This window comes from Enhygromyxa salina (genome assembly GCF_000737335.2).
Classification (GTDB): domain Bacteria; phylum Myxococcota_A; class Polyangia; order Nannocystales; family Nannocystaceae; genus Plesiocystis; species Plesiocystis salina_C.
Window position 1 is genome coordinate 39,730 of the sequence record NZ_JMCC02000004.1, and the last position, 11,985, is coordinate 51,714.

The 11,985-nt window shown below is 68.5% G+C and carries 7 protein-coding genes; 1 reads left to right on the forward strand and 6 read right to left on the reverse strand.

All coding sequences use genetic code 11. The features are described from left to right. Positions 1 to 119 precede the first annotated feature (119 nt). Both gltB and DB30_RS02305 read right to left on the reverse strand, forming a co-directional pair. On the reverse strand, positions 120 to 4,583 hold the full coding sequence (gene gltB, locus DB30_RS02300) for a glutamate synthase large subunit (protein WP_146657875.1): 4,464 nt from the start codon (positions 4,581 to 4,583) through the stop codon (positions 120 to 122). Then, a complete protein-coding gene (locus tag DB30_RS02305) occupies positions 4,580 to 5,854 on the reverse strand; it encodes an ammonium transporter (RefSeq protein ID WP_052546298.1) in 1,275 nt (424 codons plus the stop codon). The genes gltB and DB30_RS02305 overlap by 4 nt, the downstream gene beginning before the upstream one ends. Before the next feature lie 126 nt (positions 5,855 to 5,980). Here DB30_RS02305 and DB30_RS02310 point away from each other — a divergent pair, with 126 nt between their 5' ends. Then, entirely contained in the window at positions 5,981 to 7,504 is a 1,524-nt protein-coding gene (locus tag DB30_RS02310) for a sigma-54 interaction domain-containing protein (protein ID WP_052546299.1), read from the forward strand. 33 nt (positions 7,505 to 7,537) lie between these two features. Here the strand turns inward: DB30_RS02310 and DB30_RS02315 are convergent, their stop codons facing one another. The 4 genes from DB30_RS02315 to exaC all read right to left on the reverse strand — a co-directional run bounded on the left by DB30_RS02315 (position 7,538) and on the right by exaC (position 11,891). Further along, positions 7,538 to 7,861 (reverse strand): hypothetical protein, encoded by a 324-nt coding sequence (locus DB30_RS02315; RefSeq protein WP_146657876.1) that lies wholly within the window; start codon positions 7,859 to 7,861, stop codon positions 7,538 to 7,540. A gap of 138 nt (positions 7,862 to 7,999) precedes the next feature. After that, positions 8,000 to 9,352 carry a leucine-rich repeat domain-containing protein gene (locus tag DB30_RS02320; RefSeq protein ID WP_146657877.1) on the reverse strand — a complete coding sequence of 451 codons (1,353 nt, stop codon included), beginning with the start codon at positions 9,350 to 9,352 and terminating at the stop codon, positions 8,000 to 8,002. Positions 9,353 to 9,932: 580 nt separating this feature from the next. After that, positions 9,933 to 10,358: a DUF779 domain-containing protein gene (locus tag DB30_RS02325; protein ID WP_052546302.1), complete on the reverse strand. Its 426-nt coding sequence runs from the start codon at positions 10,356 to 10,358 to the stop codon at positions 9,933 to 9,935. Positions 10,359 to 10,364: 6 nt separating this feature from the next. Further along, positions 10,365 to 11,891 carry an acetaldehyde dehydrogenase ExaC gene (gene exaC / locus DB30_RS02330; protein WP_052546303.1) on the reverse strand — a complete coding sequence of 509 codons (1,527 nt, stop codon included), beginning with the start codon at positions 11,889 to 11,891 and terminating at the stop codon, positions 10,365 to 10,367. Positions 11,892 to 11,985 lie beyond the last annotated feature (94 nt).

An 11,985-nucleotide genomic window follows, 5' to 3' on the forward strand; every position in this document is an offset into this window, starting at 1 on the left:
CCCGCTGCGCGAGCTGCTTGGCCGAGCAGCTCGCCAAGCAGCTCGCGCTCCCGGTCCTGCTCGACGCTTCGGAGCCGGAACCCGCCCCAAAGACTCGTGTCGGCGGTGCGCTTGCGAACTCAGCCGCGAGCTTCGCAGACGGATCCCGCCCGTAGAAATTCGTGCCGGCTGTCCGCCCAAGCCGACAGCAGCGCGCGCGCGGTCGCGGAGTCGGTACAGGCCAGGTGGCGCTCGAGCATGCCGCGCAGCTCGGCCTCGTCGGCGCCCTCGAGCGGCGCGAGCACGATGTAGTCGGTGTTGATCTGCTCGGCCTGGCTGCGGCGCAGGTACACGGTCCCGCCGGTCATGCCAGCGCCGACGTTGTCGCCGACCTCGCCGAGCAGCGCCACGCGGCCACCGGTCATGTACTCACACGCGTGCAGCCCGGCGCCCTCGACCACGGCCTCGGCCCCGGAGTTGCGCACGGCGAAGCGATCGCCCGCGCGGCCGCGCAGGTACAGCGCGCCGCCGGTCGCTCCGTACAGCGCACCGTTGCCGATCAGCACGTTGTCCTCGGCGATGAAGCGCGCGCGCGCGCTCGGCCGGATCGCCACACACCCGCCGCTCATGCCCTTCGCCACGGCGTCGTTGGCCTCACCGACCAGGCTGACATCGAGGCCACGCACCAAGAAGCACGCGAAGCCCTGCCCAGCGCTGCCCTCGAAGCGCAGGCGCACGCTGCCGGGCTCGGGCAGATACGACTCACGGTTGGGATCGTCGATGCTGCGCGGCCGCTCTTGCACCGCCTGCATGCGCTCGGCGTGGGCACGTCCGGCCAGCTCGCCGGACAGCCGGGCAAGCACGGCCCGGTCGCTGGTGGTGATCGCGTAGCTCAGGACCTCTCGCGGCTCATGAACGCGATCGCCCGTGAGCCGGGGCATCACGTCTTCGACCAGCCGCCGATCGAGTTCACTGAAGCGCTCGCGCCCGGCCAGCAGCGAGGTGCCAACCGGCCACGCGCTGCCAGCGAGCAAGCGCGAGAGATCGATCCCGCGATCGTTGATCAACGCGCGGTGGCGGCGGGCCGGGTGCAGGACGTCGCTGCGTCCGATCAGCTCGGTCAGCGAGCCAGCGCCAAGCGCTGCGAGCTGCTCGCGGACGTCCTCGGCCAGCGCGGTCATGGTTGCGACGATCATGTCCGGCGAGCCGCGATACTTGGCGAGAAATTTGGGGTCGTGGGTGGCGATGCCGCGCGGGCAACGGTTGGTCTCGCACACGCGCGCCATCACGCAGCCCTGGGCGATCAGCATCAGCTTGCCGAAGCCGAACTCCTCAGCCCCGAGCGCCGCCGCAACGACGATGTCGAACCCGCGCCGCAGCCCGCCGTCGACGCGCAGCGTCACGCGCTCGCGTAGACCGTGAGCCGCGAGGGTCTGGTGGACCTCGGCGAGCCCGAGCTCCCACGGCAACCCGGCGTGTTTCATCGAGCTGATCGGCGCGGCCCCGGTCCCGCCGTCGCCACCCGCGACGTGGATGATATCGGCCCCGGCCTTGGTCACGCCCACGGCGATCGTGCCGATGTCGACGCCAGCGACCAACTTCACGCAGATCCGCGCCGACGGGTTGACCGCCCGCAGCTCGTAGATCAGCTGCTTGAGATCCTCGATCGAGTAGATATCGTGCAGCGGCGGCGGTGAGATCAGCGAGACGCCGACGTTGGCGTGGCGCGCCCGAGCGATCGCAGCGTCGACCTTCACACCCATCAGCTGCCCGCCCTCGCCCGGCTTGGCGCCCTGGGCCAGCTTGATCTCCAGCTCCTGGGCGCTGACGAGGTACTCGGCGTCGACGCCAAACCGCCCGGACGCGACCTGCTTGATCGTCGCGGTGGTCCCGTCGACGAAGTACCAGGGGTTCTCGCCGCCCTCGCCCGAATTGCTGCGCCCGCCGATCTGCCGCATGGCCAAGAAGATGTCGCGCTGGGCCTCGGCGCTGATCGCCCCAAACGACATCGCGCCCGCGCCGAAGCGAGCGAGGATCGCCGCGCGATCGCTGACCTCGTCCAGCGCTCGCGCGGGGCCGATCGGGCGCAGCTCGAACAGGTCGCGCAGGTTGATCGGCTCGGCTTGCTCACTCGCGTCGAGCATGGTCCGCCACCCGCTGTGCGAGCCCGAGCCCGAGCCCGTGTCCGACGCTCCTATCTGTGTCAGGCGATGGATCTGCAACGCCTGCGCGGCCGTCATCGAGTGCAGCTCGCCCTGGCTGCCGCGCGGGTGCTCCTTGAGCAGCCAGGTGCTGGGCAGCCGCGCGCCGACGTGCTCGCCCGCGAGCGCGAGTCGAGCCACGAGGTCGCGCCCCAGCTCTGGCAGATCGAGGCCGCCGATCGGGCTCTCCAGCCCGGAGAACAGGCGCGTGAGCAGCCGCTGCGACAGCCCGAGGCTGCTGAACAGCTTCGCGCTCTGGTAGCTGCGCGCGACCGAGATGCCCATCTTGCTCATGATCTTGAGTAGCCCGGCCTCGAGCGCGTCGAGCAGACGTGCCTCATGGGCGTCGGCCTGCTCGGGCGAGTCGGCGGCTTCGCGGGCCAGCGCGCAGGCCAAGTGGGGACACACGGCGGTGGCCCCAAACCCGATCGCGCAGGCGAGCTGATGGGTGGTGCGCACGTCACCGCTGTCGAGCACGATCGACGACTCGAGCCGCAGGCCCTCGCGGTTGAGCGCGACGACGGCCGCGCGCAGGGCCAGCAGGCTGGGGATCGGCGGGCGTGTGTGGCTGGCGGCTCGATCGCTGAGGATCACGATCGCACGCCCGGCCGCGGCTGCGTCCAGGGTCTGGCGCGCGATCGCGTCGAGGGCCGCGTCGAGGGTCGCGCCCGGATCGTCGCGCAGCGCGTCGGCGTCGACACAGATGTCGATCGCGTGCGCGCGGATCCGAGGCTCCTTGGGTCGACGCTCGCGCGTCGCGTCGCTCAGCAACTGCACAAACGCCATGTGCGCTGGGCTCAGCAGCGGGCTGGCCAGGCGCAGGCCCGGCGCAGGCGGCAGCAGCTCCTTGGCCGCGAAGATGTTGGGCCGCTTGCCTAGGTAGGTCGAGAGGTCCGTGACGCTGCGCTCGCGGATGTAGTCGAGCGGTGGGTTGGTGACCTGCGCGAAGGTCTGAAAGAAGTAGTCGTAGAAGCTGCGCGGCACCCGAGACAAGAGCGCCGGGCGGGCCGTGTCGCCCATCGAGCTGATCGGCTCGCGCCCGGTGTCGATCATCGGGCGCAGGACCTTGGCGTACTCCTCTTGGGTCACGCCGAACAGCCCAGACAGGGCGCTCGCGTCGACGCTGGGCGCCGGGGGCAGCTGCGGAAACGCGACCAGGCGCGCGTCGAATTGTGCGTCGAAGTTCTCGCGCGAGACCGAGGGATCACGAAAGTGCACCTCGCCCGTCGCCAGCTCGACCTTGACGCCGGTGCCGGCCGCGAGCGTGCCTTGCTGCTCGATCTCAGCGGGGTCGAGCCCGAAGCTGCCGGCCTCGGAGCCGAGCACAAACAGCGACTCGCTCATGGCCCAGCGCGCGGGACGAAACCCATTGCGATCGAGCCGGGCCCCGAGCGCGCGGCCGTCGGACCAGGCGATCAACGCCGGCCCATCCCACGGCTCCATGGCCCGGCCCCAGAAGCTGTAGAACGAGTTGCGCAGGCCGGCGGTCGGCAGCGTGATAGCGAGGATATCCTCGATCTGCGGGATCGAGCCGCGCACCCGCAGCGCCTCGACGTGCTCGTTGAGGTTGCCCGAGTCCGAGACGTCGCGGTGGCTGAGCAGCTCGTTGGGCGCGAGCCCAAGCGCCTGCTCGCGCGCGTAGGCCCAGCTGCGGTTGCCGGCGATGGTGTTGATCTCGCCGTTGTGGGCGACCAGACGAAAGGGCTGGGCCTTGTCCCAGCTGGTGCGTGTGTTGGTCGAGAATCGGCGATGGACCAGGGCGAAGCGGGTCACGAAGCGCGGGTTGACGAGGTCCGGGTAGAAGCGCGCGAGCTCGTCGGCCACGGTCAGGGCCTTGTAGACGACGGTCCGGCACGACAGCGAAGTGAAGAACAGCGGCTCGCGGGCGTGCGGTCCCACGAGCTCGCGCAGGCGCGTACGCGTGGTCTGCTTGGCCTGGTACAGCCGGGCCTCGAAGCTGACCTCGGTCCGACACGCTCGCGGGCGGCGGATCACGGCCTGGACGATGTGCGGGCGCGTGGCCGTGGCCATCGGGCCGAGCACGCCGAGCCGCAGCGGGACCTCGCGGTAGCGCACCAGCTCGAGGTCGAACACCGCGAAGGTGCGCTCGAACATCCCGAGCACGTCGACGTCGGCCGCGGCGTCGACAAACAAGCTCGCCAGCGCGACCGACTGCGGGGCCTCGCCGAGCAAGGCCCACGGGATGTCGAGCATGATCCCGGCGCCGTCGCTGCTGCGTCCGTCGGCGGCCCCCGCCCCGCGGTGCTCGACCGCGCCCAGAGCCTCGAGTGCGCGCTCGAGGTGCTCGTGACGAGCGACGCCATCGCGGGCAGCGAGCAAGCCGACGCCGCAGCTGGCGTGCTCGCGCGCAGGTCCCAAGCAGAACGGCCGCGCGCCGGTCAACCCAAGCCCCCGAGCCCAACGTACGCCTGCGCTCCGTGCTCCTCGATGTCGAGCCCGCGCTGCTCCTCGTCTGCGCTCACGCGCATGCCGGGCCCGCGATCGAGCGCCTTCATGATCAACATCGCCGAGGGAAACGCGAGCACCGCCACCGCACCCACGCCGATCAGCTGCTCGACAAAGGAGACGTCCGATACAAACAAGCCGAGCGCGAGGGTCCCCCACGCACCACACACGAGGTGGACCGAGATCGCACCCACCGGATCATCGAGCCTCAGGCGGTCGAGTAGCATCACCGAGAACACCACCAGCATCCCGGCCGCGAGCCCGATCCCCAGCGCCGCGCCGATCTCGAGCAGATCGGCGCCGGCCGTGACCGCGACCAGACCCGCGAGCGCGCCGTTGAGCGACATCGACAGATCCGGCTTGCCCTGCACCAACCACGAGGCCCCGACCGCCGTCACGATCCCGCCAGCGGCGGCGATGCACGTGGCCACGAGCACACGCGAGATGACCCCCGGATCGGCCGACAGCACCGAGCCACCGTTGAAGCCGAACCACCCAAACCACAGCAGGAACACGCCGATCGTCGCGAGCGGCATGCTGTGACCGCGCATCGGGATCGTCTTGGTCACCAGCCGAGTCTCGCCGGTCTCATCGCGGACCTGCGTGGTCCGGTACTTGCCGATCCGCGGACCGAGCACGAGCACGCCAGCCAGCGCCCCCCACCCTCCGACGCCGTGGACGATCGTCGAGCCGGCGAAGTCGTGAAAGCCTCGCGCCGCCAGCCAGCCTCCGCCCCACAGCCACATGCCGGCGATCGGATAGACCAGCGCCACGAACACCGTCGAGAACAGCAAGAAGCTGCCCAGCCGCACGCGCTCCGCGACCGCCCCCGACACGATCGTCGCCGCCGTCGCCGCGAACATTCCCTGAAACAGAAAATCCGTCCAGTAAGTATAAGCTCCATTCGCGTAGGAAATCGACTCGGCGTTCGCAGGCGGGTGGAGACCAAATCCCGCAAATCCCCCCAACTGGCCGGCAAATTCGGCACCGGGGTACATCAGCGAGAAACCTACGCCCGCGTAGGTCAACAGCCCGATGGCAACCACGCACAGGTTCTTGAACAGGACGTTGACCGTGTTCTTGGCCTGGCTGAGACCGGCTTCCAGGGTCGCAAACCCGAGGTGCATCGCAAACACCAAGATGGTTGCGAGGATCATCCACACGTTGTTCACGAAAAATAGGGCCTGTTCGCCAGCAGATGGCTCCATGCCCACGTGTCTCGCAAGCTGCGTTCCGGTCGAAGTTAATAAAATATACAATAAAATCAAATACTTACGCTAAGTCTTCTTCCTACATTTGCGTAGGCTCGTTGTGACCGGCTACATTTTTGTAGGATGACCGACGGTCGCGCAGCCCCGAGCGGGCGAGAGTTGTCGGCGGCCCTGGCCGAGCGAATGGAGCTGCGGGCCGTGTTCGACGGGGTCTTGCGCATGCTCGCGGACCGCCCGGGCGTCGCCAACCCCTACCTGACACTCGCGGACCCGCACACGGGAGAGATCCGGATCGAGGAGTCGGCGGGTCTCACACCCGAGCAGCTGCGCACCAGCTACCACCGGTTCGGCGAGGGCATCGTCGGCCAGGTGATCGAGAGCGGTCAGACCTGCGTGGTGCATGGATCGAGTCCGACCTTCCTCAATCGCCTGCGTCGCAGCGAGCCCGAGGGCATCTCGTTTGTGTGTGCGCCAATCAAGCTCTCGGGCGGGCAGGTCGTCGGCACGCTGTCGGTCGATCGTCAGGCTGCCGAGCCGCGCGAGCTGCAAGTCGATGTCGAGCTGGTCGAGGTCGTGGCCGAGATCTTTGGTCGCGCGATCGAGCTGCGTCGCGCGGCGGCCGAGCTGCGCCTGCGCACCGAGGCCGAGAACCGGCGGCTGCAATCCGAGCTGCGCGAGCGCTTCCACATCGCCAACCTGGTCGGGACCGACAAGTCGATGCTCGCTGTCTACGACAAGGTCGCCCGGGTCGCGCCGTCGAACACGACCGTGCTGCTGCGTGGTGAGAGCGGCACGGGCAAGGAGCTGGTTGCGCGCGCGATCCACTTTGCCTCGACCCGGGCGGCCGCGCCCTTTGTGGCGATCAACTGCGCCGCGCTGCCCGAGGCCATGCTCGAGAGCGAGCTGTTCGGCCACGAGCGCGGCGCGTTCACGGGCGCGGTCGTGGCTCGCAAGGGTCGCTTCGAGCTCGCAAGCGGCGGATCGGTGTTCCTCGACGAGATCGGCGAGCTCAGCCCGACCACCCAGGTCAAGCTGTTGCGCGTGCTGCAAGAGCGCAGCTTCGAGCGGCTCGGCGGGACCAAGACGATCGTCTGCGACGTGCGCGTGCTCGCGGCCACCCACGCCAACCTCGAGCAGTCGATCGCCGACGGCCGGTTTCGCGAAGACCTCTACTATCGGCTCAACGTATTCGACATCGTGCTACCGGCGCTGCGAGACCGCCGCTCCGACATCCTCGAGCTCGCCAACTTCTTCGTCGATCGCTACGGTCGCGACTGTCGCCCGCCCGTCACCCGGATCTCGCGTCAGGCCGCCGAGCTGCTGCGCACCTGGGACTGGCCCGGCAACGTCCGCGAGCTGCAAAACTGCATCGAGCGCGCGGTGCTGCTGGCGATCGACGGCGTCATTCGGGTCGAGCACCTGCCGCCGACCCTGCGCGGGCACGAGCCTGCCCTCGGCGTGGACGAGGACACCTCGGTAATCGAGCTCGGCCAGACCAAGCTCGACGCCGCGCTCGAGCTTGTCGAGTCGCGCATGCTCGCCGCCGCGCTCGCTACCCACGGCGGCAACCGGGCCGCGGCCGCGCGCGCGCTCGGGATCAGCGAGCGTCGCATGGGCCTGCGCGTGCGCAAGTACAAGCTCGAGTGAATGCCGTGCCGATCCGGTAGTGCCGGGCCGCGATCAACCGCCGAAGGTCCAGCTGCGCGTCACGTTGGCGTCGCCGCCGTCGCTTGGCTTGGGCCAGCCGCTGGTCGGCACCGCCGCGCGAATACACTTGTCGAGCGGAGCCGAGGCCCCCTTCAGCTTGATGCTGTTGGCGCTGCCGCTCCACCGGATCACCAAGCTGAGCTCGACCTCCATCGGGGCCTTCGCGCCAGCCGTGACCGCTTCGGTCCAGCAGCTCGGCAGCACCGCGTCGACCAGCCCGAGACGAGTCGCCACCGCGTTGCGCGAGACCTTGCCTCGCACCTCCGTCGCCGTGGCCTGGATGTTGGTGCCGGCCACCACCGGGTCGAGCGCTCAGTCGAACTCGGGGCGCGCAGGCGGCAGCTCGCCCAGCCAGCCGATCTTTCGCAGGCACCGCTCGCACAGGTGCGTCTCGCGGTCGATCGTCACCACGCTCCCTTGCGGATCCTCCGCCGCTCACCCAACGAGCGTGAGCGAAGGGAACGCCTCGCGCAGCTCCGGCGTGGCCGTTCCCGGCTGGCAGAACAGGGTAGCGACACCCGCCCACGGCGCCGCCGCCAATGCCTCCAGCGCCTCGTGGCTCGGCGCAACGCCGTGGAGTTCCACCTTCCGTGCCGAACGAATCGAGGCGATCGAACGGTAGCCCGCCGGGGTCAACCCGGAAGCGTCGGCGACACCAAGGTTCTCGAGGTCCGCCACGGAGGGGATCGCCGTGAGCACCTCGTCCGTGACGGGCCCCGTGAGCCGGAGAGTTCGGACGCCCGGGAGGCGAGACACGAGGCCCGCAAGCCCTTGCGGGGTGACCTTGTTCTTCATGGCGAGGAGCTCGAACGACGTCAGGCTCGTCAGGCCATGGAGCGCCTCGAGGCCCGCGTCGGTCAGCTGCTCGGCGCCATGGATCCCAAGGTGCTCGAGCTGGGTCATGACCCCGAGCGGAGCGATCGACTTGTCGGTCATGCGCCGGCCGTTGCGGCCGCCTTCGCCGACATCGAGGTGTGTCAGCGAGAGCTTTGCGATGGCCTTGATGGCGGGCGTCTTCACTGCCTCGCAGTCCACCACGCCGAGCTCGCGCAGGGTCGTCCAGCCCTCGAGGCTCGCGGTGAGCCCCTTGGGGGTGATGACGTGCGGGGGGCTGGCCAGCGGCTGCCCGAGGGAGAGCGCCTGCAGCGTCGGTGACGTCCGGAGGACGGCGAGGTGCGCGTCGGACATCCACTGATCGTTGTCTCGGACGTCGACCGCGCGGAGCCGCGGCATCGACACCAGCGACCGTAGCGCCTCGGGTGCGAGGCTCCACCCGTTCGACAGGTGCACAATCTCCAGCGAGGCTGACGTGGCGAGCTCCGCCAGCGCGGCCTCGGCCTCCTCGCCTTCCGAGAACCCCTCGAGTGAGACGAAGCGGAGCCTGGACGCGCGAGCCAGCGGCCGCAGCCCCTCCACGGTCAATGGCTTGCCCGGGGTCTGCATCGCGAAGTCGACCGCGACCGCTTCGAGGTGGGGGAGGTGCTCGAGTCCGTCGAGCGAGCGGGCCGGATGGTCGTGGCCCGGGTCGACACGAAGTCGGAGCATGCGAAGAGACGGTAGGTCAGCGAGCGCTCCAAGCCCCACCCTCCAGTCAAACAGCGCAAGCGTCGTCACCTGCTTCAGGCGCGACAGCTCGGCCACGCGCGTCTCGGTCAGGGGCTCGTGGAGTTGGACGAACGGGACGTCGGGGATCGGGTCAGCTGCTCGGACATCTCCCGTGGAGGAGAGCGCGTAGGGGATGAACATCCGCGTGAGCTCGGTATGTGCGCTCGACGTTCGGTACAGCATGGGGCCTCATAACACCGCAAGCGCCGGCGCCATAATGGCCGTCGATCGGGACCGACACTGTCTCCGAGCCGGAGGCCGATGAACTCGAACCCCAGGCGGGCTTCGTAGCGGGGACGACGACCGACGAAGAGGACGGACGCGATAGTCTGTACTCCCGACCTCGCAGTCGGCGCTTCGCTCGGGGGTGATCGGCCGATGGCGATGGTCTCGACGTCCTGTCGCGCGCGCGCGAGCAGGGGCATTGATGACGATCACGACCGACCCCGAGCAACAGCGGGACCGGGGGAGGCCGGCGACGACGACGAGCCCATCGGGTCGGGCCGCCCCCCACACAGATCCGAGGGAGCAGAATTACGGCGCTCGGCTCCTACTTCGGGTGTCGGCGGCGACGCGCTCGTCAGGCCAAGGATGAAGGACCGTCTCGCCTCGCACGCGGAGTGGGTGCCGAAGTTCTACATGGCGATGCGTGAGCACTACGTGACCGTGACGAGCGGCTCGTAGCAGACTGGCTGTGAGCGAGTCAGCGGCCCGCCAACGAGCCACCGTGGGTGGCTCGCTAGCGGACCGTCGAGCACCGACATCAACCGGTGCTGGTCTGCGGACCCCGAGCGGGCTCGTCGAGCTCGTTGATCTCCGCCTCACTCAACAGCCGCGAGCTAATCACGAACCGAATCCCGCTTGGGGCCTCGAGCGAGAAGCCAGAGCCGCGCCCCTCGACGACGTCGAGGGTCAGGTGGGTGTGCTTCCACGGCTCGTACTGCTTGCCGCCGATGTACCAGGCAGTCCCGCAGACGTGACCGAGCAGCACGTCACGCTGACCGATCATGAACTCGCCGAGCGGGTAGCACATCGGCGCGCTGCCATCACAGCAGCCACCGCTTTGATGTAACAACAGCGGCCCGTGCTCGGCTTGCAGCCGGCCCAACCACACGGCTGCGGCCGGCGTGACGCTCACGCGCGAGGGGCTGGCGCCATCGCTGACACCGTTACCGTCAACATCGTTCATGGCGGCCTAGAAGAACCCCATCGGGTTCTCGTCGTAGCTCACCAGCAGGTTTTTGACGTTCTGATAGTGCCCGAGCATCATCTTATGGTTCTCGCGTCCGACACCGGATTGTTTGTAGCCCCCAAAGGCCGCATGCGCGGGGTAGAGGTGGTAGCAATTGGTCCACACCCGCCCGGCCTCGATCGCGCGACCGGCCCTGAATGCGGTGTGCATGTTGCGGGTCCAGACCCCGGCGCCGAGCCCATAGAGGGTGTCGTTGGCGATCTTGATGGCGTCGTCGTAGTCCTCGAAGCTGGTACACGAGACGACCGGACCAAAGATCTCCTCTTGGAAGACACGCATGGCGTTGTCACCAGAGAAGATCGTGGGCTGCATGTACCAGCCCTTGGCGAGCGGTCCGCCGAGCTCGGCCCGGGCACCACCGAGCAGCACCTTGGCGCCCTCCTGCTTGCCGATCTCGACGTAGCGCAGGATCTTCTCGAGTTGATCGTTGGACGCCTGCGCGCCGACGGTGGTCGCGGTGTCGAGCGGGTTGCCGGGCTGCGACTTTTGCTTGGCGCGCTCGACCGCCATCTCCATGAATTGCGAGAAGATGCTCGCTTGGATCAGCGCGCGCGACGGGCACGTGCAGACCTCACCCTGGTTGAGCGCAAACAAGCCAAAACCCTCGAGGCTCTTTTGCCGAAACGCGTCATCCTGGTCGAGCACGTCCGCGAAGAACAGGTTGGGGCTCTTGCCGCCGAGCTCGAGCGTGACCGGGATGATGTTCTCCGACGCGTACTGCATGATCAGCCGGCCGGTGGTGGTCTCGCCCGTGAACGCGATCTTGGCCACGCGGTCGCTCGACGCGAGCGGCTTGCCGGCCTCGAAGCCAAACCCCTGGACAATATTGAGCACACCTGGGGGCAGCAGATCTCCGATCAGCTCCATCAATACGCAGATGCTGGCGGGGGTCTGCTCGGCGGGCTTGAGGACCACGGCGTTGCCGGCCGCGAGCGCGGGCGCTAGCTTCCACACGGCCATCAAGATCGGGAAGTTCCAGGGGATGATCTGGCCGACGACGCCGAGCGGCTCATGCAGGTGATACGCGACGGTGTTGGCGTCGATCTCGGCCATCGAGCCCTCTTGCGCACGGATACACCCGGCGAAGTAGCGGAAGTGGTCGATTGCGAGGGGCAGATCCGCGGCCAGGGTCTCGCGCACGGGCTTGCCGTTGTCCCACGCCTCGGCAACGGCGAGCATCTCGATGTTGGCCTCCATGCGATCGGCGATCTTGTTGAGGATCAGCGCTCGCTCAGCCACGCTGGTCTTGCCCCACGCGGACTTGGCCGCATGCGCAGCGTCGAGCGCGAGCTCGATGTCCTCGGCGCTCGAGCGGGCGATCTCGCAGAAGGACTCGCCCGTGACCGGCGATGGGTTCTCGAAGTACTGGCCCTTGCGTGGCTCGGTCCACTTGCCGCCGATGTAGTTGAGGTAGCGTGACGCGAACTTGACGTTGGCGCCGTCGGTGTTGGGGAATTTGTAGATCGTCATCGGGTTCCTATCGGTGACAGGATGATTGCCCAGATCGCGACCGGCTTGGGCCGAGTCGCTTGGCCCAGGCGGTGCGATGGCCAAGCGCTGCCCC